We start from the raw sequence: 22,147 nt of genomic DNA on the forward strand, positions 1-22,147 counted from the left end.
CTGCCCACGGATGTCGAGGCCCGGGCCGGATCAGCCCCTGATCTCGCCCTGACCCAGCACCACCCACTTCATCGACGTCAGTCCCTCCAGGCCCACCGGACCGCGGGCGTGGAACTTGTCGGTGGAGATGCCGATCTCGGCGCCCAGGCCGTACTCGAAGCCGTCGGCGAAGCGCGTGCTGGCGTTGACCATCACGCTGGCCGAATCGACCTCGCGCAGGAAACGCATCGCGCTGACGTGGTTGGTCGTCAGGATCGCGTCGGTGTGATGCGAGCCATGCCGGTTGACATGCGCGATGGCCTCGTCGAGCGAGTCCACGACCTTGATGCTGATGATGGGCGCGAGGTACTCGGTGTCCCAGTCCTCGGGCGTCGCGGGCTTGAGCAGGTCGCGCGGCACCGCTTCCAGCAGCGCCAGCGTGCGCTCGCAGCCGCGCATCTCCACGCCCTTGGCCGCGAACACCATGCCGATGCGGGGCAGGAAATCCGCTGCCTGCTTCGCGTGGACCAGCAGCGACTCGGTCGCGTTGCAGGGGCTGTACTTCTGCGTCTTCGCGTTGTCGACGACGGTCACCGCCAGGTCCAGGTCGACCTCGGCGTCGACGTAGCTGTGGCAGTTGCCGTCCAGGTGCTTGATCACTGGCACGCGCGCCTCGCGGCTGATGCGCTCGATCAGGCCCTTGCCGCCGCGCGGGATGATGACGTCGACGAAGGCGGGCATCGCGATCAGCAGACCCACCGCGGCGCGGTCGGTCGTGTTGATCAGCTGCACCGCGTCGCGCGGCAGGCCGGCTTCCTCGAGGCTGTCCGCCACCAGCGCCGCGAGCGCCAGGTTGCTGTGCAGCGCCTCGGAGCCGCCGCGCAGGATGCAGGCGTTGCCGCTCTTGATCGCCAGCGAGGCGGCCTCGATGGTCACGTTGGGGCGGCTCTCGTAGATCATGCCGAACACGCCCAGCGGCACCCGCATCTGGCCGACGCTGATCCCGGTCGGGCGGCGCTTCATGCCGGTGATCTCGCCGATGGGGTCAGGCATTGCGGCGATCTGCTCGCAGCCTTCGGCGACGGTGGCCAGCACCTTCGCGGTCAGGCGCAGGCGGTCGACCATCGGCGCTTCCAAGCCGGACGCCGTCGCCGCGGCGAGGTCGCGTTCGTTCGCGGTCGCGAGCGCCGGGCCCGCTTCGCGCAGGCGGCGCGCAAGCGCCCGGAGGGCGAGGTTCCTGGCGGCGGTCGGAGCGGCGGCCATCAGCGTCGCGGCCGCGCGGGCCGCCTCGCCGACGCCGGTCATGTAGGCGTTGAGGTCGGACATAGTCTTGGATTCTGACCGATGCCCCGCAGCCGCTGCGACGCCGGGGCCATCGAAAGCCGATAGCCAAGCCTTCGCGGTGTCCGCCATGTCCTCGGTCCATGCGGCTCATGGGAGAGGGGAGGGCTACGGGTATGTCCCAGGAGCCCGGACCTTGCGGCAGGTCGGCTCGATCTTCTACAGTTGTAGTACGACAGTTGTAGAAATACGGGATCCGGCGATGGACGAGTCGATCAACGACGACGGCAAGGGCGACGTGTCGCTCAGCGAGCTGCAGCTGGCGCTGATGCGCGTGCTGTGGACGCGAGGGCAGGCCAGCAACGCCGAGGTGGCGGAAGCGCTGCGCGAGCAGCAGCGCCCGCTGGCGCACACGACGGTGGCGACGCTGCTGTCGCGGCTGGAGAAGCGCGGCCTGATCGCCAGCGAGCGCGACGGTCGCGCGCTGGTCTACCGCGCCGCGGTCAGCGAGCCGGAGGTGCAGCGTTCGATGGTGTCGGGGCTGTTGAGCACGCTCTTCGGCGGCAAGCCCGAGGCGCTGTTGAGCCATCTGGTCTCCGAAGGCGAACTCGGCGACGATGACCTCGCCAGGATGCGCGCGCTGCTGAAGAGCAAGGGAGGCCGCCATGATTGAAGCCCTGTCCGGCTGGCTGTTGAACTACCTGCTGCACAGCACGGTGCTGCTGGGCGGCGTCTGGGCGCTGGAACGCGCGGGCTGGCTGAAGCATCCCGCGTGGCGCGAGGCGTTCTGGCGCGCGGCCTTCTTCGGCGCGGTGCTGACGGCGAGCGTGCAGCCGCTGACGCAGGTCACGCGCGTCGCGTTGCCGGAGGTCTGGGCGCCGGCGCATGAACAGGGCGAGCGCGCCGCTCCCGTCCTGGATGCCGCGTTGTCCACGAGCGTCGGGAACGAGTCGACGTCCGCTCCCTCGCCCACGCCAGGGCCTCTCCCAACACCGGTCGAGCGTTCGACCGAGTCCCTGTCGGTCGTCGCCGACCGCGCCGTCGCCGATCACGTCGTCGACATCGGCGATGACGCGATGGCCCGTCGCCGAGAGCTCCTGCGCGAGGGTCTCGCCGCCCTGCTGCTGGCCTGGCCGCTGGTCGCGCTGCTCGGTCTCGGGCTGACGCTGATCCGCTGGTTGGGACTGCGTCGGCAGGTCCGCGCGCTGCCGGTCTGCGACGACCCGGAACTTCAGCAGGCCGCCGCGGAACTCGCCGGCATTGCCGGCGTGCGCGCGCCGACGCTGCGCGTGAGCCCGCACTGGGCCAGTCCGCTGGTCGCGCCGGGCGGGCAGATCTGCCCGCCCGCACGCCTGATGCGCACGCTCGATGGCCAGCAGCGTGTCGCGGTCCTCGCGCACGAGATCGCTCACCTGCGCCGTCGCGATCTGGCCTGGCGCCTGGCGGCCCGGCTGGTGTCGCAGCTCGGCTGGCTGCAGCCGATGAACCGGCTGGCGATGCGTCGGCTGGACCTGCTCGCCGAGCTGGCCTGCGATGCCTGGGCCGCGGCCGAGGCCGGCGCGATGCCGTTGGCCGAGGGCCTCTATGTCTGCGCCCGGGACCTGGCCGCCGCGACCGCTGCGACCGACGGACGACGCGGCGCCCGGCCGATGCCGGTGCTGGCCAGCGCGATGGCCGCCGCCCGGTCCCCGTTGATGACGCGCATGGACGCGCTGCTGGAGGGCACGCCGCTGGCCGGCACCACGCCCACCCGCCGCCGTCTCGGACGCGTGCTGATCGCCGGCGGCCTGTGCGCCGTGGCGCTGGCCGTGCCGATGCTGGTCATCGGCAAGGCGCCGCGGCTCAACGTCGACCTGAGCGGGGTCAGCGGTGCGTTCTCGTCGGCGTTCAGCGGCATGAAGGTCACGCGGCAGGTCGTGATCGCCGATGGCGTCGAACGTCGCGTGAACTACTCGGGCGACCTGGAATTCAACGGCGACGAGACCGACATCGTCTCGCTCGACGACAAGCTCTCGATCATGGAGCGCGCCGACGGCGTGACGCGCCGCGTCGAGATCGCCGCCGACGGCAAGGGCGGGCAGGTGCGGCGCTTCTGGATCAATGGCGACACGAAGCCGATCGATGCACCGGCGCAGGCCTGGATCGCCGGGCAGATCGGCCTGATCGCGGAAAGCGTCCAGGGCAGCGGACCGCGCGTGGAGCGCCTGCTGCGCCAGGGCGGGACCGAGGCGGCGCTCGCCGACATCGGCAAGGCGCAGGACGCGATGGCGCGCCGCACCCGCATCGAGGCGCTGCTCGAGAGCGGGCCGCAGAGCGACGAGACCCTGTCGCAACTGATCGCGCTGGCCGGCCGGATGAAGGACGACTTCCAGCGCCGCACCGCGTTCATCGCGCTGATCCAGCATCGGACGCTGGCGCCGGGCCAGCAGCGCGAGCTGCTGGAACTGGTCCCGACGCTCAAGGGCGACTTCGACCGCCGCGAGGTGCTGGTGGCGCTGTCCCCGCAGCTCGTCAACGACGGTGCCGTGATGACCGCCTGGCAGCAGGCGGTGCGCGGCTTCGGCGGCGACTTCGACAAGCGGGCCGCCATCGTCGCGCTGATCGACGAGGACCACGAGGCCACGCCGGACCGCCTGCGCACGGCGATCGCCGCGAGCGGCATGATCGGCGGCGACTTCGACCGGCGCACCGTGCTGGAGGCGGCGGCCCATCAGATGCGCGGGAATGCGGCGCCGTACGCCGCGGCCTATGTCGACGCGGTGCGGAGCTTTTCGGGCGACTTCGACCGCCGCTCGGCGCTGACCGCGCTGATGGACGAGGCCCAGGTCGATCGCGAGATCGCGCTGCAGGTGTTGCGGGCCACGGGCAGCATGAGCGCCGGTTTCGACCGCGCCGAGCTGTTGATCGCGCTGGCGGAACACCTGCCGGCGGATCCGGACGTGCTGACGCAGTACCGGCAGGCGGCGCGCGGGCTGAGCACGCACGACCGCGGCCGCGTGGAGGCGGCGATCGACCACCTGGCGCCGTCCTGAGGCGCACAATCGCCGGCATGGCACTGCACACCTGGACCCTCTACTTCCTGGCCGTGATCGGCCTGTCGCTGACACCCGGCCCCAACAGCCTGCTCGTGCTCGCGCATGGCGCGGCGCACGGCAGCCGTCGTACGCTGTGGACGATCGCGGGCGGCGCGACCGGCTTCGCCGCGCTGATCGGCTTGTCGATGCTGGGCATCGGCGCGCTGCTGCAGACCACCGCCAGCGCGCTGCTGGTGCTGAAGATCGTCGGCGGCGCCTATCTGATCTGGCTGGGCATCCAGCTGTGGCGCTCGCCGGCCATCCAGCTGCGTCCGGCCGAGGGCGCTTCCGCGGCGCAGAGACGGGGTCGCGTGCTGTTCCGGCAAGGGCTGCTGTCGGCGGTCTCGAATCCCAAGGTGCTGCTGTTCTACGGCGCCTTCCTGCCGCAGTTCATCGATCCTCAGCGCGATCTGCTGGTGCAGTTCGTGTGGCTGGCGGCGACCTTCGTCATCACCGAGGCGATCGTCGAATTCCTGATCGCCAGCCTCGCGCACCGCGTGCGCCCCTGGCTGGAGCGCTCCGGCCGCGGCTTCAACCGCGTCTGCGGCTCGCTGTTCGCGATGATGGGCGCTGCGCTGCCGCTGACCCGCTGACCCGCCGAAGCGATGAAGCGATGAAGCGATGACCCGCAGGACGGCGGGCCGCTGAGCGACTGAGCGACACAACGGAAAACGGGCGCCGAGGCGCCCGTTGTCGTTGGTGTCCGCGCGATGTCAGCGCGGAGTGGTCCTGACCGTCACGGCTTCGCGGCCGAAGCCGGCGCCGACGGCGCGGTCACATCCACCGGCGCGCCCTGCAGGTCGCGGATCTCCAGCGGCTTGCGCCCCAGGGCCTCCAGCTGCGGCAACACCTTCGCCTTGTCGCCGACGGCCACGACGATCAGCGCGGCCGGATCGACGTAGGTCTTCGTCGCCTTGTAGGCGCTGCTGGCGTTCACGGCGCCGTACTTGCGCGGCAGCGACGTGATGCTGTCCGCCGGCGCGCCGACGGCCCATTCGCTGGCGTAGCTCGACGCCACGACGCGGTTGGTGTCGAACAGCCCCGGCAGGGCCAGCAGCTGCGCGTTGCGCACGCGGTTCAGCTCGTCGGCGCCCATGGGCTTGGCGCGCATGCCGTCGATCTCCTTGAACATGTCGGTCAATGCCGGACCAGTGACGTCGGTGCGCACGCTGCCGCGGATGCCGAACAGGCCGCTGTCGCGGTTCATCGTGTAGGCCGAGTAGATGCCGTAGGTGTAGCCCTTGACCTCGCGCAGCTGCGTGTTGATGCGCGACGTGAAGAGACCGCCCATCGCGGCGTTCATGACCTTGATGTCCTCGGCGTCGGGCGTGCCGGCCTTCGGTCCGGGCGCGACGACGCTCAGCGCGGTCTGCGGCGCATTCGGCTTGTCGACCAGGATCACGCGGGCGGCGACCGGCTGCGGCGCGGCGGCGTTGACGGCCGCGGCGGCCGTCGACGGACGCGCCCAGCCGCCGAACAGGCGCTCGGCCAGCGACTTCAGCTCGTCGGCCGAGATGTCGCCGGCGACCACCAGGGCGGCCTGGTCGGGCCGGTAATGTGTCGCCCAGAACTGACGCAGCGCGGCGGCGTCGGTGGCCTTGATCGAGGCCTCGTCGCCGATCGCGGCCTTGGCCAGCGGGTGGCCTTCGCCGTAGATCACGCGGTTGGAGACGACCGACGCCACGGCCGGCGCCTGCTCGCGCTGCTGCTGCAGCGCGGCCAGGCGCTGGTTCTGCATGCGCGCGATCTCGGCGGCGTCGAAGGCCGGGTGCAGGGTGACGTCCGCCATCAGCGCCAGCGTCTGCGCGAAGTTGCGCTTCAGGCTGCTGGCTTCGATGCGGGCCTCGTCGCGACCCGCGCCGCTGCTGATCGCCGCGCCCAGCGCGGCGGCCTCGTCGGCGATCTGCTGCGCGGTGCGCGTCTGCGTGCCCTGCTGCAGGATGCCGGCGGTGAAGCTCGACAGGCCGGGACGGTCCGCCGGGTTGGCGGTCTGGCCGGCGCGCACGACCAGCGTCGCGCTCACCAGCGGCAGGCCCGGGTTCGGCACGTGGATCAGCGTCAGCCCGTTGGCCAGCGTCAGGCGCTTGCCTTCCGGCAGCACCGAGGCCTTGGCCTTGCCGCCCTTGGGCTGGGTCTTGCGCCAGGCGACGTCGGCGTTCATCGACTCGCGCTCGCCCTTGGCGGCCTTCTCGGGCACCGGCGGGGTGGGGACTTCAGCGGCCAGCTTCTGCTCGCCCGGCGTCGCCAGCACGACGACGCGCGCGTTCTTCTTCAGCTGCTGTGCGACGACGTCGCGGATCTTCTCCGGCGTGATCGCCTGGTAACGCGCCAGGTCCTTGCCGATGTAGTTCGGGTCGCCGGCCTGCTGGTTGTAGTAGTTGATCTGGTCCGCCAGGGCCTGCACCTTCTCCAGGCGCGCCAGCGTGCTGGTCTCTATGGCGGCGCGGGCGCGGACCATCTCTTCGGGCGTCGGCGGGTTGACGGACAGCTCGGCGACCGCGTCGTCGACGATCTTCTGGATCTCGTCCAGCGACTTGCCGGGACGCGCGATCACCTCGACCGAGAACACCGAGCCCAGCGACAGCGAGTACTGCTGCACCTGCACCGACTGCGCCAGCTGCTTGTCGTAGACCAGCGTCTTGTAGAGGCGGCTGGACTTGCCGCCGCCCAGCACGTGGGAGGCGAGGTCCAGCTCCGCGTCGCCGGGCTGGAACACGGCCGGCGTGTGCCAGGCGATGTCCAGGCGGGGGAGCTCGATGCGGTCGGTCACCTCGACGCGCTTCTCCTCGGTCAGCTTCGGCTGCGGGACGTTGACCGGCGGCACCGGGTCACCGGCCTTCAACGGACCGAAGTACTTCTGCACCAGCTGCCTGGCCTGCGCGGGATCGAAGTCGCCGGCCAGCACCAGGGTCGCGTTGTTCGGGCGGTAGTAGCTGCGGGCGAAGGCCTTGACGTCGTTCAGCTTGATCGACTGGATGTCGGCATGCGAGCCGATCACCGTCGCGCGGTACGGATGGCCCTCGGGGAACAGCGCCTGGTACAGCGCTTCCTCGACGATGCCGTAGGGGCGGTTCTCGACGGACTGGCGGCGCTCGTTGCGCACGACGTCCTGCTGGTTGGCCAGCGACACCGAATCGACCTCGTCGATCATGTAGCCCAGCATGTCCGACTTCAGCCACAGGCCGAGTTCGAGCTGGTTCGAGGGCAGCGTGAAGAAGTAGTTCGTGCGATCGAAGTCGGTGGAGCCGTTGGAATCGGTGCCGCCGGCGGCGTCGATGATCTTGTCGGCCGTGCCGCGCGGGATGTGGCGGGTGCCGGCGAACATCAGGTGTTCGAACAGATGCGCGAAGCCGGTCTGGCCCGGGGCCTCGTTGCGCGGGCCGGCGTGCACCCAGAGGTTGAAGGCCACCAGCGGCAGGCGGTGGTCCTCGACCAGGATCACCTCGAAGCCGTTGGCCAGCTTCACCTTCTCCAGCTTCACGTTGAGCGTGCCGCCGACGGTGGTGACGGCGCTGGTGCCGGCCGCGGCCGGAGCCGCCAGGGCCGCCGACGTGGCGGTGGCGCCGCCGAGGGCGGTCAGGACGGCCAGGGTGATGGCGGCGGGTGCCGCGGGCATGAATCGCATGGTGGGACGCTTCCCTTCAATGTTGGTGCGGGGCACGCTAACCAAAGCGGGCCTCCCTCACAAGTGCCGGAACTCTGAAAGATCAAGGTTTGGCGGGTTGGAACCGATCGTGCGGTCGGTGCCACGTCAAGGCCTCGTCAACACGAGGCCTTGTCCAACGAGCGTCGTCACAGCGGGCGCAGCATCAGTTGTTGATGCAGCGGCTGCGGCACGGCGCCCAAGGCGCGCAGTGTGGCACCGCCAAGGTCCTCGCGTTGCAATTGCGGCACGCGCAGGCGGCGTTCCGGATACACCGCGGCGATGGCCTGGATCAGCGCGCGGGCTTCGTCCGGTCGCGGCGCGATGAAGCTGTGGACCATCACGGTCTCGTCGGGCAGGCTGAAGACGATCTGGCTGTCGGCGGTCTGCCAGCCGTGATAGTCGATGCCGTGCCGGATCGTGGCGGCGGTCACCTGCAGCGGCAGGTCGGGAATGCGGTGCTCGGCGGCTTCCAGCCAGCCCAGCAGATGGGGCATGTCGATCGCATGAGGCGCGCCGGTGGTCGAGGGCGCGGGCGCGATCGTGCCGGGCTCGGCCACGAAGCCGAATAGGTCATGTTGCCTGCGGAAGCCGCGTCCCTCATACAGGCGTCGCGCTCGCTCGTTCTGCGCGAAGACCTCGAGCTCCACGGCCCGCAGCCCTGCAGAGGCTGCGCGGGCGATGAAGTCATCGAGCAGCGCGGGCGCGGCTCCGGTGCCGCGCGCGGCGGGCAGCGCGCCCATGGTCGCGAGGCGCCAGCGATTCGACACCGGCCGCTGCGCGACGAACGCGAAGGCCAACGGCTCGCCGGCCGCGTCGAGCGCGACGCGCGACAGCGGCAGGTCGACGCCCTGACGCGCGAGGAACATCGGCCACTGCGCGAACGGGATCTGGAACGGACCGATCAGGTAATCGGCGAACGCGCCGGTGAACGCGGCGTGGAGGATCTCCGGCGCGACTTCGTCGCCGCGGACGAAGGAGAAGTCTGCGCTCGAGGTGGTCATCGTTTCCGTCATGTCGTCCTTGTGTTCAGAGGCAAAGATCGGAAGGCCCGTTCACGTGAGCCACGCCGGAATCGCCAACCAGATGGGCGCGGTCGCCGCGAACAGCAGCGTGCCCAGCACGATGGCGCCGGAGGCCTCGGCCTCGAGGGTGCGATAGCGTTGCGCGAACATCATCGCGTTCGAGCCCGGCGGCAGCGCGGCCATCATGACGATGACGGCGAGCGGCATGCCCGACAGCCCGAAGCCCCAGTGCGCGATGCCCAGCACCAGCGCCGGCAGCACCAGCAGCTTGAGCGCGGCCAGGCCGAGCAGCGTGCGCATCGCGCCGCGCGGCAGGCCGTAGTAGGACAGCGACATCCCGATCAGCACCAGGCACAGCGGCACGACCGCGCTGCCCAGCATCTGCAGCACCTCGTCGAGCACGGCGGGCAGCGGGATGCCGGTGGCGTGCCAGGCGAAGCCGCAGAGCACCGGCAGCACGACCGGGTGGATGACGGTGTTGCGCATCGTCGTGAGGATGGTCCGCTTCAGGCTCGCGCCGTGGGGCGTGTGGCGGGCGAGGTCCATCTCGACGAGGACGGTGGCGATGGTCAGCAGCGTCAGCGCGTGCAGGCTGACCACGGTGATGTGGACTGCGAGGCCGCTCTCGCCGAACACGCCGGCGACCAGCGGCACGCCGACCTGCAGCGTGTTGCCGAAGCTCGCGGTGATGCTGCGCACGGCGGGGGCGGCGGGGCTGTCTGGGTGGCGCTTGCGCTCGTACAGGTAGACGGCGACCAGCATCAGCACCACCGGCGCGAAGAACGCGGCCACGGTGAGCCAGGGCAATTCGGAGATCTCCACGCGCGCGGTGGTGCGGAACATCAGCGCGGGGACGAAGAGATAGAACGCGATGTTCGAGAGGATGCGGGCCGGGTCGTTCTCGCCGCCGGCCTTCCCCAGCCAGCGCATGTGCCCGACGAACCACCCCATGCCCGCGGCGATGAAGATCGCCAGCAGCTTGTAGAACAGGACGACAGTCATGGCGGAGGAGTATGCCGCCGCGCACCTCCCGACCGCGCGCCGCCCGCACACCGCGGTCCTCCAACGACGCCGAAGTCAGCGATCACCACTGGGGCCGGAATGGTGCTGGGGGTTCCCGGAGGGATGCCCCCTGCACCGTGGAGTGCCCGCGCCTGGCGAAGCGAAGTCCGAAGGGCCGTGTCAGGAAGCCAGCGGCAGCTCCAGCGCGAAGCTGAATTTGCTGCCTTCATCGGGCGAGGTCTCGACCGTGATCTCCCCGCCCATGAGCCGCACCAGTTGCTGGCTGATCGCCAGCCCGAGCCCGGTGCCGCCGGTGCGGCGCGACTGGTCCGCCACCTGCTCGAAGGGCTGGAACAGCCGCTCCATCTGCTCCGGCGCCATGCCGATGCCGGTGTCCGAGACGGTGAAGCGCAGCATCAGGCTGCTGGGCCCCTGCGCGACCACGTCGACGGTGAGGCCGATGCGCCCGTGGTCGGTGAACTTCACCGCGTTGGACAGCAGGTTCAGCAGCACCTGCCGCAAGCGCTGCCCGTCCGCCCGCACGCGCGAGGGCAGTTGCGGGTCCAGCTGCACGGCGAAGGCCAGGCCCTTCTCGGCCGCGCGCGGTCGTATCGATTCGCTGCAGATCTCCAGCAGGGCCCGCAGGTCGAGCGGGCTCATTTGCAGCGTCAGCTTGCCGGCCTCGATGCTGGCGACGTCCAGCAGGTCGGTGATCAGCACCAGCAGGTGTTCGCCCGATTCGCGCATCAGCCGGATGCGATGCTGCTGGGCCGGGCTGAGCGAACTGTCCATCTGCAGCAGCTGCGCGAAGCCCAGGATCGCATTCAGCGGCGTGCGGAACTCGTGGCTCATCGTCGCCAGGAACCGGCTTTTCGCCTGGTTCGCGGCTTCCGCGCGCTGCTTGGACTGGGACAGCTCGACCGTGCGCTCGGTGACGAGCTCCTCGAGGTGGTCGCGATGCTGCGTCAGTTCCTGTTCCGCCAGCCGGCGCAGCGTGATGTCGCTGACCAGGCCCTCGATGCGCGGCGCGCCGTCCAGCACCAGATGCAGGCTGAGTTCGACCCACAGGTCGCGGCCGTCGCGCGTCGTGACCAGCAGCGGCACCTGTTGCAGCAGCCGGTGGCGCTCCAGCGCGCGGGCCAGCCGGCGGTACTCGTGGTGTTCGATGCGCACCATGCGCCGCAGGGTCACGCCTTGCGCGTCCTCGGGACGCCCCAGCCCCAGCATCTGCGCCAGCGCCTTGTTCACGCGCAGCAGCCGTCCGTGGCCATCGGCCTGGAAGATGCCTTCGGCCGCGTTCTCGAACAGGCTGCGGTAGCGCTGCTCGCTGCTGCGCAACCCTTCGGCGAAGTCGAGCAGCTTGGCGCTCATCGCGTTGAGCTGCTCGGTCAGGTCGCCGATCTCGTCGGCATGCTCGGGCTCGATGTGGGCGCCGAGCTCGCCGCTCGCCACACGTTGCGCCAGTCCGCGCAGGCGGGAGACCGGGCGCTCCACCAGCCGTCGCACCAGCACGTAGCTGGTCAGTCCGATCGCCAGCAGCACCGTCGCCAGCAGGCTGGCCACCAGTCGACGCGTCTCGCCCAGAGTCTGGTCGATGTAGCTGCGCGTGTAGACCAGCGTCGCGCGGCCCAGCGCGCCCGCCGGGCCTTGCGCGCCGGCGCGGTGGCTCAACTCGAATTCGAGCGAGAGCGGCCGCACTGCCGGCGTCTGGCGCGAGCGCTGCAGCGTCTCCAGCCCCGGCGCCGCCAGCGTGATCGACTGAACCTCCGGATCCGCCATCACGGCGTCCAGCAGCTCCGACAGCGCGGCACTGTCCAGGTTCCAGACCGGCTCCGCGAAGCCCCGCGCCACCAGCTGCGCCATGCGCTGCTGGCGCTCGATCAGCGCCTCGTTGAGTTCGTGCTCGTGGCGGTCGACCCAGTACAGGCCGATCAAGCCCACCAGCACCGTCGCGCTGAGGCTCAGCGCAGCGACCAGCCGCGTCTGGATGCTCAGCGTCGATCGACCCATGACCGCATGCCCTCTCCTGATCCGCAAAATTGTTTGCGGTCGAGTGTCGCGCAAATGCGAGGGGCGTCCGAAGATTGAGGCACGAACCGACCCCCCAGGATTTCACGGGTTGCGAATTGGGGGAGCGCGAAAGGGCCGCCCGCGTGGCCTGCGATCGAAGCCGGGCGCGACCGGTGCCCCTCTTCGCTCAATCGCCTGCGCATGCTCGGCATTCGCTTCGAGGGGCACCGGTCGCGCCCGGCTTCTCCAACTGGGGACTAACGCGGGTGCGGTCCTGGCTCGGCGGTGAATTGGGGCGCGAGAACGCGCTTCGTTCCAGCGCCAGGGCAGGGCGCCGGGGCGGCGCAGCCCGGCCGTGACGCGCAGGGTCAGTCCGTGCTTGTCGTCGGTCCAGGTGACGTCGGACTCGGCGGCCAGGTGCAGCAGCTCGCCGCGCGCGTAGTCGGGCACGAGCAAGCCCGCGCGCGGATGGCGCAGCAGGTTGCCCAGCGTCATGAAGAAGCGGTTGCCGGGAAACTCCGGGATCCACAGCGTGATGCCGCCGTCCAGTCGACGTTCTGCCCGGATGAAGCCGGGCGGGCCGCCGCGGTGCGAGACGTCGACACCGTCCGCGCGCCCGTCGCCGGGCACCGGCGCCGACGCGCTCGCGATGAACAGGGTGTCCGCGGCCTCGATCAGCGCCAGCGCGCCGTCATCGAGCGCCGCGCCCAGCGGCTGCGCCAATGCGGGCGGTGCATCGTCCCAGGCCAGCGGATCACGCGCCTGGATGTACTTCGGGCAATTGCCGAAGCTCTGCACGACGCCGACCGACAGGCGTTCGCCGGACAGCGCAAGCAGCCGCCCGTTCATGCGGTTGCGCCGGCGGGTGTGCGGCTCGAGCCCGAGCAGCCCCACCGGCGCGCCCGGTCCACGCGCCCGCAGCGCGGCGAGCGCGGGATCCTGGGCGTCCAGCGCCGCAGCCACCGTCATCGTCCGCGCGTCCGGTGTCGCGACGAAGCCAGGCGGGCCCGCCAGCATCGTCGCCCACGGCTGGCCCGCGGCATCGATCGCGCCGAGCAACAGCGTGGGCAGCTTGTTGAACAGCTCGCGGTGCTGGTCGGGCATGTGGTCCCGGACCACCTGGGGGGCCGATCTCGGCCATGCGCTCGCGGACGCCCATCCGTTCCTGCAGCGTCTGCTCGCCGGGGTGCCAGGTCGTGTCCATGGCGTGCCTCAGAACTTGTCCGGCAGCGGCTTGAAGCGCGGCAGCGCCTCGATGCGCGCCAGCCAGCCGCGCAGGCGGGGGTAGTCGGCCAGCGACACGCCGCCCAGCGGCGCCTGCGCCGTGTAGCCGTAGAAGGCCACGTCGGCCAGCGTCGGCCGGTCGGCGATCAGGAAGTCGGTGCGGGAGAGCTGCTCCTCGATGAGCGCGAACAGCCGGTGTCCCAACGCCAACGAGGCGGGATCGACCGGCAACCCGGTCAGCGCGCGGAAACGCGGCGTCGCCGCGCCCCGGCCCGAGCAGGCTCACCGACAGGCTGAACCAGCGCTGCTGCCAGGCGGCCTCGATGGCATCGCGCGGCAGCCAGCCGGCATCGGGCGCGTAGCGCGTCGCCAGGTAGACCAGGATCGCGTTGCTCTCCGGCAGGACCAGATCGCCGTCCTCCAGCACCGGCACCTGGCTGAGCGGATTCATCGCCACGAACGCCGGTTGCCGTTGATCGCCGCCGGCCAGGTCGATGTCGACCATCGTGCAGGGCAGGTCGAGCAGGGACAGCAGCAGCTCGACGCGGTGGCTATGGCCGGAGGCGGCCACGCGATGCAGACGGAACGGCGCGGACGGGCGGAGGACGGAGGCGTTCATCGGGGAGGGCTCCAGCGGAGGTCTTCAGAGGCCCGTACCGTAGCTCTTGCAGTTGCTGGCTGGAATGCCGATGGCGGATCATTCAGAATTGCAGCTGCCGAAATAATGTGACGCTGCGGGCTTGCGGCGTTCCTGGACATGGATCACCTCGACCGCCTGCGCTGCTTCGTCGCCGTGGCTGACACGCAGAGCTTTGCCGCTGCCGCGCGACGGATGGGTTGCTCAGCGCCGGCCGCCACGCGCGCCATCGCGGCCTTGGAGCAGCGGCTCGGCGTGCAGCTGTTCCAGCGCAGCACGCGCTCGGTGCGGTTGACCGAGGCCGGGGAGCGCTTCGTCGTCGACTGTCGCCGCATCCTTGGCGACCTCGACGAATCGGAGGCCGCGGCGGCCGGGGCGCAGGCCGAGCCGGCGGGCCTGCTGTCGCTGACCGCGCCGTCGATGTTCGGACGGCAACACGTGGCCCCGCTCGCCGCGGAGTTCCTCCAGCAGCACGCGCGGATCCGGCTCAAGCTCCTGCTGGTCGACCGGGTCGTGTCGCTGCTGGACGAGGGGCTGGACCTGGCGGTGCGGATCGCCCATCTGCCGGATTCAGGATTGACCGCGGTGCCGGTGGGCGCGATGCGACGGGTGATCGTGGCCTCGCCCGACTATCTGCGCCGTGCCGGTGAACCGCGCACGCCGCGGGACCTCGTCGACCACCGGATCATCGCCAGCTACTTCGACGGCCAGAGCATGACGCCCTGGCGTTTCCGCGACGGCCCGCAAGCGCTGTCGCCCACGCTGATGGTGAACGACAACGCCGCGGGCATCGCAGCGGCGGTGGCCGGCGTGGGTCTGGCGCGGTGCCAGGTCTATCAGGCGGCGGACGCGGTGCGGAGCGGCCTGCTGCGCATCGTGCTCGCCGACCATGAACTGCCGGCGGCACCGGTGCATCTCGTCCATGCCGCCGGGCGGCGCGTGCCCGCGTCGCTGCGGCTGCTGGTGGACTTCATGGCCGCGCGGCTGCGCGCCGAGCCGGTGCTGGGCGGCGACGCGTTCCTGCGCGCGCCCTAGCGCCGTGCATGGCGAGGGAATCAGCCCTTCGCCGTCGCCTTCTTCGCCGCGACCTTCTTGGCTGCGGGTGTCTTGGCCGCGGGCCTGGCGCCGGTCTTGGCGCCCGGCTTCGCGGCGCGCGGCTCGAACTCGAAGATCACCTTGCCTTCCTTCTTGTCGTAGGTCAGGAAGGCCTTGAACTTGCGACGCGTCTTGTTGGAGACGAAGTTCTCCAGCAGATCCGTCTTGCCGGTCGCGAGCAGCTTGCTCATCTGCTCGGGCTCGATCGGCTGCTGCAGGATGATCTTGCCGCTCTTGAAGTCGCAGGTGATCTTGTCGCCGACCGCGTGCTCGCAGACGTAGTTGCTGCCGAAGTCGAAGACGCGGCCGTTGCACTTCGGGCAGTGGCCCAGCGGCGTGTGAGCGCTGAAGTCCACCGGCTCGCCGTTCTCCTCGGCCTTCTTCGCGTCCTCGCCGAAGTCGAACTCCAGCTTCCAGTTGTCGATCTCGGCGTCGAACACCAGCGCCAGCTCGGCCGTGAACGGCCAGCCGGCCTTGGAGCGGAAGCCCTCCAGCGGACCGACCTTCTTGTCGCGCAGGAAGGTCTCGACCTCGGCCAGCTCGAAGCTGCGGCCGCCCGGGATCTTGGGGATGGAGAAGCCGCACTCGTCGCCGTTGCCGACCTTGCCGGTGCAGGTGAAGCGGCGGTAGTTCTCCTTGACCACGCCGCCGCACTTCGGACACGGCGTCTTGAGCGTCGCGTAGTCGCCGGGGATGGTGTCGCGGTCGTATTCCTTGGCCTTGCGCACGACCTTCTCGGTCATCGCGGCGATCTCGGCCATGAAGGCCTCGCGCTTGAGGCGGCCCTTCTCCATCTCGGACAGCTGGAACTCCCAGTTGCCGGTCAGCTCGGGCTTGGTCAGTTCCTCCACGCCCAGGCCGCGCAGCAGCGTCATCAGCTGGAAGGCCTTGGCGGTGGGGATCATCTCGCGGCCTTCGCGCAGCATGTACTTCTCGGCCAGCAGCCCTTCGATGATCGCGGCGCGCGTGGCCGGCGTGCCCAGGCCCTTCTCGGCCATGGCCTCGCGCAGCTCGTCGTCGTCGACCAGCTTGCCCGCGCCTTCCATCGCCGACAGCAGCGTCGCTTCCGTGTAGCGCGCCGGCGGCTTGGTCACCAGGGCCTTCACGTCGGTGCTCTCGGTGCGCACGACCTCGCCGGCCTTCACCGGCACCAGCATCGCGCCGCTGGTGCCCGGCTCGGCGTTCTCGTCGGTCGCTTCCTTGCCGTAGACGGCCTGCCAGCCCGGCTTCACCAGCACCTTGCCGTTGGTCTGGAACGCATAGGCCTTCTCCGGCGTCTTCACCGTCGAGATCCGCGTCGTGACCTGGAACTCGGCCGGCGGGAAGAACACGGCCAGGAAGCGCTTGACGACCATGTCGTAGAGCTTGGCCTCGGCCTCGGTCAGGCTGCGCGGCGGCTGCAGCGTCGGGATGATCGCGAAGTGGTCCGACACCTTGGTGTTGTCGAAGACCTTCTTCGTCGGCTTGATGTAGCCCTTGTCCAGCGCCGTCTTCGCGTGCTGCGCCAGCGCCTGCAGCGGGCCGGGCATGTCCTCGCTGGCGATCATGCGCGCGGTGTCCTGCGCGACGATCAGGTAGTCCTCGGGCAGGTAGCGCGAGTCGGTCCGCGGGTAGGTCAGGACCTTGTGCTTTTCGTACAGCGCCTGCGCCAGGCCCAGTGTCGTCTTGGCCGAGAAGCCGAAGCGCGAGTTGGCCTCGCGCTGCAGCGTGGTCAGGTCGTACAGGCCGGGGCTGGCCGTCGTGCTGGGCTTGGATTCCTCGGTCACCGTCGCGGGCTGGCCCAGCGCCGCGGCGGCGATGGCGTCGGCCTCCGCCTGCGTCCAGACGCGGTCCGCGCGCTGCTCGGGATCGTCGGCGTTCTTCTTGAACGCGGGGTCGAACCACTTGCCCTCGTACTGGCCGGCCTCGGCGTCGAAGCTGCCGCGGATTTCCCAGTAGTCGCGGTAGACGTGCTTGCGGATCTTCTCCTCGCGCTCGACGACGATGGACAGCGTCGGCGTCTGCACGCGACCCACGGTGGTCAGGAAGAAGCCGCCGTCGCGCGAGTTGAACGCGGTCATCGCCCGCGTGCCGTTGATGCCCACCAGCCAGTCGGCTTCCGAGCGGCAACGCGCCGCGTCGGCCAGCGGCAGCATCTGCTGATCGGTGCGCAGGCGCTCGAAGCCGTCGCGGATCGCCTGCGGCGTCATCGACTGCAGCCACAGCCGGCTCACCGGCTTGGCGACCTGCGCCTTGGCGGTGCCGGCGTACTGGACGATCAGGCGGAAGATCAGTTCCCCTTCGCGCCCCGCGTCACACGCGTTGATCAGCGAGGTCACGTCCTTGCGCTTGATCAGCTTGACCAGCGCGTTCAGCCGGCCCTTGCTCTTGTCGATCGGGTTCAGATCGAAGTGGGGCGGGATCACCGGCAGGTGGGCAAAACTCCACTTGCCGCGTTTGACGTCGAACTCCTCCGGCGCCTTGATCTCCACCAGATGGCCGACGGCCGAGCTGACGACGTACGCGTCGTTCTCGAAATACTCGTCATGCTTCTCGAACTTGCCCGACAGCGCGGTCAGCGCCTTGACGATGTCTTGCGCCACCGACGGCTTCTCCGCGATCACCAATGCCTTGCTCATGCGCTTGCTTCTTTCCTCTTCGTTCAGGCGTCCAAGATCTTCATGAACGTCTGCCTACAATCCGGCCTCGCGCGCCTACGTACGTGTGTACACGCGCGCGCACCCATGAATTCAATGTACCGGACTCGCTCCATGCCGCAACCGCGCCCCGCTCCGAGTGTTCCCGCCCCCGCCGACGATGCCGTCGCTTCCCCCGTGACCCGGAGAAGCGCCCGGATCCAGGTCCGGGCCTCCGGCGTGCATGGCCGCGGCGTGTACGCGCTGGTGCCGCTGCAGGCCGGCGAGAAGCTCATCGAATACAAGGGCGAGCACATCGACTGGGACGAAGCGCTGCGTCGCCATCCGCACGATCCGTCGCAACCGGACCATACCTTCTACTTTCACCTTGAGACCGGCGGGGTCATCGACGCGGCCGTCGACGGCAACAACGCGCGCTGGATCAACCACGCCTGCAGCCCCAACTGCGAGGCACGCGAGCTCGACGGCCGGGTGTTCATCCATGCGTTGACGGACATTTCCCCTGGCGAGGAGCTGTTCTACGACTATGGTCTGGTGATCGACGAACGCTATACGCCCAAGCTGAAGAAGCGGTTCGAGTGCCGCTGCGGCACGCCGGGCTGCCGCGGCACGATGCTGGCGCCCAAGGACAGGAAGCGCTGAGCGGCGTCCGAAGCGGGCAGGGGGCGTTGGAGGTCGCCGAGGCACCCTGTCAGGTCCTACAGCCACCGATTCGCGGTGCGGGCCCCCGGACGATGACCATCTCCCTCTAGACTCGGACCATTCACGACCACCGGGCCGCTCGGCCCGGGAAGACCAAGACGGATCGCAAGATCACATTCGCGGCGATGCAAGAACATCAGAACTGGGGCGCTGAGGCCCTGTGGCAAGACCTGGAGCCGTTGCTGCCGGGGCTCAGCATCGAGGTGCTGGCGCGGGTCGAATCGACCAACGCCACGCTGATCGATCGCGTGCGCCGCGACGAGGGCACCGTGGCCACGGGCCGCGCCGGCGATCGTCCGTACGGACGGCGCCAGCACGACCTGCACCCCTGCCTGCTCATCGCCGAACACCAGACCCACGGCCGCGGCCGGCAGGGCCGCGCCTGGCACAGCACGCCCGGCGCGTCGCTGACCTTCTCGCTGTCGATGCCGGTGGAGGTGGCGGACTGGTCCGGACTGTCGCTGGTCGTCGGCGCGGCAATCGCCGAGGCGCTCGACCCCGACGGCAGCCGCCTCGGCCTGAAATGGCCCAACGACCTGTGGCTCGATGAGCGCAAGCTCGGCGGCATCCTGATCGAGACCGTGCCGGCGGGCAACTCGCGCATGGCGGTGGTCGGCGTGGGCCTGAACGTGTCGGACCGCGCGAAGGTCGCGGAGTCGCAGCTGAACACCGGCTTCGCCTGCCTGCAGGAACTGATTCCCGACGTCACCCCGCCGCAGGCGCTGGCGCGGTTGGCGCCGGTGCTGGTGAAGGCGCTGGCGGCATTCCCGCAGAGCGGCTTCGACGCCTGGCGCGAGCGCTTCGCGCGCCGCGACCTGCTGCAGGGCAAGGCGATCACCGCCGGCGCGCTGGAAGGCACCGGCGCGGGCGTCAACGATCGCGGTGAACTGCTGATCGACACCCCGCAGGGTCGCCAGACGGTCAGCGGCGGCGAGGTCAGCGTGCGGCTCGGCGGCGCGTCCGCCGGACAGGGGTAAGCCACGATGCTGCGCGCCGCGGTCGTCCTGCTGTTCGTCGTCAACGTGCTGGTGTTCGCGTGGAACAAGGGGTGGATCGCCGGTGTGGCACCCGCCACGCCACGGCTGGACCAGCAGATCAATCCGGAGCGGCTGTCGCTGCTCAACCAGAAGGCCGTCACGCAGCTCGCGGCTCGGTCTTGCCTGGAGCTGGGGCCGCTGATCGGCGATGAGCTGCTCAAGCGCGCCAATGCGGCGCTGACGGGAGCCGGGATTCCGGCGTCGTCGATCGAGGCCAATGCCGTCAACACGGGCGGCGTGTGGGCGCTGGCGACGATCAAGATGCCGAGCAAGGACTTCCGCGAACGCAAGGAAGAGACCTATCGCAGCGCCAAGATCGCGTTCGAGCCGCTGCAGGGCTTCCCCGACGAGCAGCCGACGCTGGTGCTCAGCAAGCACGACAGCGAAGCGGCGGCGCAGGCGGCCCTCGACGGCATGACCAAGCGGAACTACAAGGGCCTGCGCGTGATGCGTCTGCAAGAGCCGCTGCAGCAGACCACGCTGCGGCTGGCACGGCTGGACGGGACGCAGTCCGGGAAGTTGAATGCGCTGGCCAATCCGCCTTGGGGCGAGAAGCGCAAGGATTGCTCCGTGGAGGCACCGGCCGCTTCATCCGCGGCAAGCGCGGCGAACGGCTCAGGGTCGGGCGCGAGCCGCTGACGACAAGACCTGACCCTCGCTGACTGCTGCGTCTGCTGGCCCTCACCCCCACCCTCTCCCGCAAGCGGGGAGAGGGAGTGAGAGTGCACCGAGCTGACCGGATGATTCCCTTTCCCACTTGCGGGCGGTCACGGCGGACCGAGGGAATGACTCCCTCTCCCGCTTGCGGGACACCGCCTACCTGACGAGTTCCGGGCGTTGGCCGCCTATGCGTGGGGCCCCCGCGGCAAGCGCGGAAACCCCACGCATAGCCGTCCCCAACCAGTTCCGTACTGCCCCGGTTTTGCTACCGAGGACTTCGTGGATCTCGGGCTCGATTACTTCGAGCGGATCTTGGCAAGACGCGGCTTCGGCCAACGCAGTGCCACGATCGCCAGCACCAGGCCTGCCAGCCACAGGCCGCTCATGGCACCACCGCCACCACCGCCACCCGAGGACGTGTCGGTGGGTGTCGTCGGCGTCGTCGGTGTGGTGGGCGTCGTCGGCGTAACGGCAAGGACCGCCGCATTCGCATCGAGCATCCCGGCGCCGCAGGTGCTCGTCGTGCAGTTGCACTCGAGCTGCGGCTGCGTGCTGTTGCCGGCCACGCACTGCGCAACGCCCGCCGCGGCGGCCGGGAAGGCCCGGGCCGACGACTGCAGCGCAGCCTTGATCTGCGTCGGCGTCAGGCTCGAATTCACCGACAGCATCAGCGCGATCGTGCCGCTGACCAGCGGTGTGGAGAAGCTCGTGCCGGTGCCGGTGTAGTTGAAGGCGTTGCTGGCCGCGACCGGCGTGGTCGTGCCGCTGTTGCTGGTGGACAGGATCGGGTACAGGCAGGCACCAGTCGTGTTGACGCAGTTGCCGCCCGGCGCACTGATGGTGATCTGCGGGCCCAGGTTGGAGAAGCCGACCTTGGTCCCCGCATGGCGCAGGCCCGCCACCGCGATGACGTTGCTGCAGTTGGCCGGCGTGCCGACGGCGACGCCGCCTTCCTTGGTCGGGTCGTCGTTCTCGACGCCATTGCCGGCGGCCGCGACGACCGTCGCGCCCACGCCGACCGCCGCGTTGATCGCGTCCTGGTAGGTGGAGGAGCAGGCGCCGTCGCCGCCCAGGCTCATGTTGATGACCTTGGCCGGGTTGCTGTTGGTGGGCAGGCCCGGCACGGTGACGCCCGCCGCCCAGCGCATGCCGGCGGCGATGTCCGAGGCCCAGCCGCCGCATTTGCCCAGCACGCGCACCGGCAGGATCTTGGCGTTGTAGGCCAGGCCGGCCATGCCCTGGCCGTTGTTGGCGATGGCGGCGATCAGACCCGACACGCGCGTGCCGTGCCAGGAGCTGGAGCCGATGTCGTCGGCCGTGCAACTGCTGCCCAGCCGGCCGCTGTCGATGTCGGACTGGTCGACCCAGTCGCCGGGATCGCTCGGGTCGCTGTCGGCGCCGTCGCCGTCATTGGCGGTCGCGATCACGCTGGTGCCGCTGTTGCCGAAGCCGATCATGTCGTAGCCCTGGACGAACTGGCCGGTCAGGTCCGGGTGGTCCATGCGCGCGCCGGTGTCCAGCACCGCGACGACGACGCCCGTGCCGGTCGACTTGTCCCCACGCCGCCGGCGCATTGATCGAGGACAGCACCGTGGCGTCCGGCGCCTTCAGGTACCACTGGCCCGCGGTGACGCCGGCCGACGCGGCGGTCGCGTACAGCGGATCGTTGGGCACGGAGAAATGCTTCTGCCAGCGGTCGACCTCGACCGACTCGACATCGCCGTCGGTGGCCAGCCGCTTGGCGAGCTCGGCCGAGCTCATGCCGCTGGCCGTGTAGACGTGGGTGCGGCTGTCCAGGCTGCGACGCGCGTGCAGCGTGGCCGCGTGTCTCATGCCCAGCGTGGTGCCGCGCACCTGCGCGATGTCCTTCGCTTCGGAGGCCGTCGCCCGCACGGCGAGCGGCCGTGCCTTGACCGCATCCGCCTGCGCCTTGAAGCGCACGATCACGCGCGCGAAATCGGGCTGTTGATCCGGCTGCAGAGCGGTGCCGGTGACCGCGCCGGCAGTGCCGGCTCCGAACAAACCGAGTACAGCCACGGCAGCAGCCAGACGCTTCGGCAAAGACAGCACGGACATGCGGAAACTCCACAAAACTGAGCTAACCAGTTTATGTGTGAGGCCGCCAAGAAATTGCTAATACGA

16 protein-coding genes and 1 pseudogene are annotated in these 22,147 nt (G+C 69.9%); 7 read left to right on the forward strand and 10 right to left on the reverse strand.

Translation table 11 applies throughout. From position 1 onward, the window contains the following. Positions 1–30: 30 nt before the first annotated feature. Positions 31–1,305 carry a glutamate-5-semialdehyde dehydrogenase gene (locus ACFJIX_RS09625; RefSeq protein ID WP_377159457.1) on the reverse strand — a complete coding sequence of 425 codons (1,275 nt, stop codon included), beginning with the start codon at positions 1,303–1,305 and terminating at the stop codon, positions 31–33. Between the two features lie 217 nt (positions 1,306–1,522). Here ACFJIX_RS09625 and ACFJIX_RS09630 point away from each other — a divergent pair, with 217 nt between their 5' ends. From ACFJIX_RS09630 to ACFJIX_RS09640, 3 genes are read left to right on the forward strand one after another with little or no spacing between them, the layout of a single operon-like run. Continuing rightward, positions 1,523–1,933: a BlaI/MecI/CopY family transcriptional regulator gene (locus ACFJIX_RS09630; protein WP_377159459.1), complete on the forward strand. Its 411-nt coding sequence runs from the start codon at positions 1,523–1,525 to the stop codon at positions 1,931–1,933. Continuing rightward, a complete protein-coding gene (locus tag ACFJIX_RS09635) occupies positions 1,926–4,292 on the forward strand; it encodes a M56 family metallopeptidase (RefSeq protein ID WP_377159461.1) in 2,367 nt (788 codons plus the stop codon). The genes ACFJIX_RS09630 and ACFJIX_RS09635 overlap by 8 nt, the downstream gene beginning before the upstream one ends. Positions 4,293–4,309: 17 nt before the next feature. Then, positions 4,310–4,927, forward strand: a complete 618-nt coding sequence (locus ACFJIX_RS09640; RefSeq protein WP_377159463.1) for a LysE family translocator — start codon at positions 4,310–4,312, stop codon at positions 4,925–4,927. A gap of 143 nt (positions 4,928–5,070) precedes the next feature. Here the strand turns inward: ACFJIX_RS09640 and ACFJIX_RS09645 are convergent, their stop codons facing one another. The 6 genes and pseudogenes from ACFJIX_RS09645 to ACFJIX_RS09670 all read right to left on the reverse strand — a co-directional run bounded on the left by ACFJIX_RS09645 (position 5,071) and on the right by ACFJIX_RS09670 (position 13,857). After that, positions 5,071–7,959: a M16 family metallopeptidase gene (locus tag ACFJIX_RS09645; protein ID WP_377159465.1), complete on the reverse strand. Its 2,889-nt coding sequence runs from the start codon at positions 7,957–7,959 to the stop codon at positions 5,071–5,073. Positions 7,960–8,126: 167 nt separating this feature from the next. Continuing rightward, positions 8,127–8,993 carry a GNAT family N-acetyltransferase gene (locus tag ACFJIX_RS09650; protein ID WP_377159467.1) on the reverse strand — a complete coding sequence of 289 codons (867 nt, stop codon included), beginning with the start codon at positions 8,991–8,993 and terminating at the stop codon, positions 8,127–8,129. Positions 8,994–9,032: 39 nt separating this feature from the next. Next, positions 9,033–10,004, reverse strand: coding sequence for an AEC family transporter (locus ACFJIX_RS09655; protein ID WP_377159469.1), 972 nt, complete (start codon positions 10,002–10,004; stop codon positions 9,033–9,035). A gap of 180 nt (positions 10,005–10,184) precedes the next feature. Further along, complete coding sequence (locus tag ACFJIX_RS09660) at positions 10,185–12,014, reverse strand: ATP-binding protein (RefSeq protein WP_377159471.1); 1,830 nt, start codon at positions 12,012–12,014, stop codon at positions 10,185–10,187. A gap of 102 nt (positions 12,015–12,116) precedes the next feature. Beyond that, entirely contained in the window at positions 12,117–13,118 is a 1,002-nt protein-coding gene (locus ACFJIX_RS09665; RefSeq protein ID WP_377159473.1) for a pyridoxamine 5'-phosphate oxidase family protein, read from the reverse strand. 108 nt (positions 13,119–13,226) lie between these two features. Beyond that, positions 13,227–13,857, reverse strand: a pseudogene (locus ACFJIX_RS09670) (glutathione S-transferase family protein). A 138-nt stretch (positions 13,858–13,995) separates the two neighbouring features. Here ACFJIX_RS09670 and ACFJIX_RS09675 point away from each other — a divergent pair. Then, complete coding sequence (locus tag ACFJIX_RS09675; protein ID WP_377159475.1) at positions 13,996–14,910, forward strand: LysR substrate-binding domain-containing protein; 915 nt, start codon at positions 13,996–13,998, stop codon at positions 14,908–14,910. A gap of 20 nt (positions 14,911–14,930) precedes the next feature. Here the strand turns inward: ACFJIX_RS09675 and ACFJIX_RS09680 are convergent, their stop codons facing one another. Continuing rightward, positions 14,931–17,588, reverse strand: coding sequence for a DNA topoisomerase III (locus tag ACFJIX_RS09680; RefSeq protein ID WP_377159477.1), 2,658 nt, complete (start codon positions 17,586–17,588; stop codon positions 14,931–14,933). 132 nt (positions 17,589–17,720) lie between these two features. Between ACFJIX_RS09680 and ACFJIX_RS09685 the strand changes: the two genes are divergently transcribed. The 3 genes from ACFJIX_RS09685 to ACFJIX_RS09695 all read left to right on the forward strand — a co-directional run bounded on the left by ACFJIX_RS09685 (position 17,721) and on the right by ACFJIX_RS09695 (position 19,984). Beyond that, entirely contained in the window at positions 17,721–18,248 is a 528-nt protein-coding gene (locus ACFJIX_RS09685) for an SET domain-containing protein-lysine N-methyltransferase (protein ID WP_377159479.1), read from the forward strand. Between the two features lie 185 nt (positions 18,249–18,433). Then, on the forward strand, positions 18,434–19,285 hold the full coding sequence (locus ACFJIX_RS09690; protein WP_377159481.1) for a biotin--[acetyl-CoA-carboxylase] ligase: 852 nt from the start codon (positions 18,434–18,436) through the stop codon (positions 19,283–19,285). Between the two features lie 6 nt (positions 19,286–19,291). After that, positions 19,292–19,984, forward strand: a complete 693-nt coding sequence (locus ACFJIX_RS09695; RefSeq protein WP_377159483.1) for a hypothetical protein — start codon at positions 19,292–19,294, stop codon at positions 19,982–19,984. A gap of 317 nt (positions 19,985–20,301) precedes the next feature. Here the strand turns inward: ACFJIX_RS09695 and ACFJIX_RS09700 are convergent, their stop codons facing one another. Further along, on the reverse strand, positions 20,302–21,528 hold the full coding sequence (locus tag ACFJIX_RS09700) for a S8 family peptidase (RefSeq protein ID WP_377159485.1): 1,227 nt from the start codon (positions 21,526–21,528) through the stop codon (positions 20,302–20,304). Beyond that, on the reverse strand, positions 21,413–22,081 hold the full coding sequence (locus ACFJIX_RS09705; protein ID WP_377159487.1) for a hypothetical protein: 669 nt from the start codon (positions 22,079–22,081) through the stop codon (positions 21,413–21,415). The genes ACFJIX_RS09700 and ACFJIX_RS09705 overlap by 116 nt, the downstream gene beginning before the upstream one ends. Positions 22,082–22,147 lie beyond the last annotated feature (66 nt).

The organism is Roseateles sp. UC29_93 (assembly GCF_042695725.1).
In the GTDB taxonomy this organism is placed as follows: domain Bacteria; phylum Pseudomonadota; class Gammaproteobacteria; order Burkholderiales; family Burkholderiaceae_C; genus Roseateles; species Roseateles noduli_A.

Coding starts and splice junctions, on each gene's coding strand:
- ACFJIX_RS09655 (WP_377159469.1), bottom strand. CDS start 10,004: ATGACTGTCGTCCTGTTCTACAAGCTGCTGGCGATCTTCATCGCCGCG.
- ACFJIX_RS09630 (WP_377159459.1), top strand. CDS start 1,523: ATGGACGAGTCGATCAACGACGACGGCAAGGGCGACGTGTCGCTCAGC.
- ACFJIX_RS09695 (WP_377159483.1), top strand. CDS start 19,292: ATGCTGCGCGCCGCGGTCGTCCTGCTGTTCGTCGTCAACGTGCTGGTG.
- ACFJIX_RS09680 (WP_377159477.1), bottom strand. CDS start 17,588: ATGAGCAAGGCATTGGTGATCGCGGAGAAGCCGTCGGTGGCGCAAGAC.
- ACFJIX_RS09675 (WP_377159475.1), top strand. CDS start 13,996: ATGGATCACCTCGACCGCCTGCGCTGCTTCGTCGCCGTGGCTGACACG.
- ACFJIX_RS09625 (WP_377159457.1), bottom strand. CDS start 1,305: ATGTCCGACCTCAACGCCTACATGACCGGCGTCGGCGAGGCGGCCCGC.
- ACFJIX_RS09660 (WP_377159471.1), bottom strand. CDS start 12,014: ATGGGTCGATCGACGCTGAGCATCCAGACGCGGCTGGTCGCTGCGCTG.
- ACFJIX_RS09690 (WP_377159481.1), top strand. CDS start 18,434: ATGCAAGAACATCAGAACTGGGGCGCTGAGGCCCTGTGGCAAGACCTG.
- ACFJIX_RS09705 (WP_377159487.1), bottom strand. CDS start 22,081: ATGTCCGTGCTGTCTTTGCCGAAGCGTCTGGCTGCTGCCGTGGCTGTA.
- ACFJIX_RS09665 (WP_377159473.1), bottom strand. CDS start 13,118: ATGCCCGACCAGCACCGCGAGCTGTTCAACAAGCTGCCCACGCTGTTG.
- ACFJIX_RS09685 (WP_377159479.1), top strand. CDS start 17,721: ATGCCGCAACCGCGCCCCGCTCCGAGTGTTCCCGCCCCCGCCGACGAT.
- ACFJIX_RS09635 (WP_377159461.1), top strand. CDS start 1,926: ATGATTGAAGCCCTGTCCGGCTGGCTGTTGAACTACCTGCTGCACAGC.
- ACFJIX_RS09650 (WP_377159467.1), bottom strand. CDS start 8,993: ATGACGGAAACGATGACCACCTCGAGCGCAGACTTCTCCTTCGTCCGC.
- ACFJIX_RS09640 (WP_377159463.1), top strand. CDS start 4,310: ATGGCACTGCACACCTGGACCCTCTACTTCCTGGCCGTGATCGGCCTG.
- ACFJIX_RS09645 (WP_377159465.1), bottom strand. CDS start 7,959: ATGCGATTCATGCCCGCGGCACCCGCCGCCATCACCCTGGCCGTCCTG.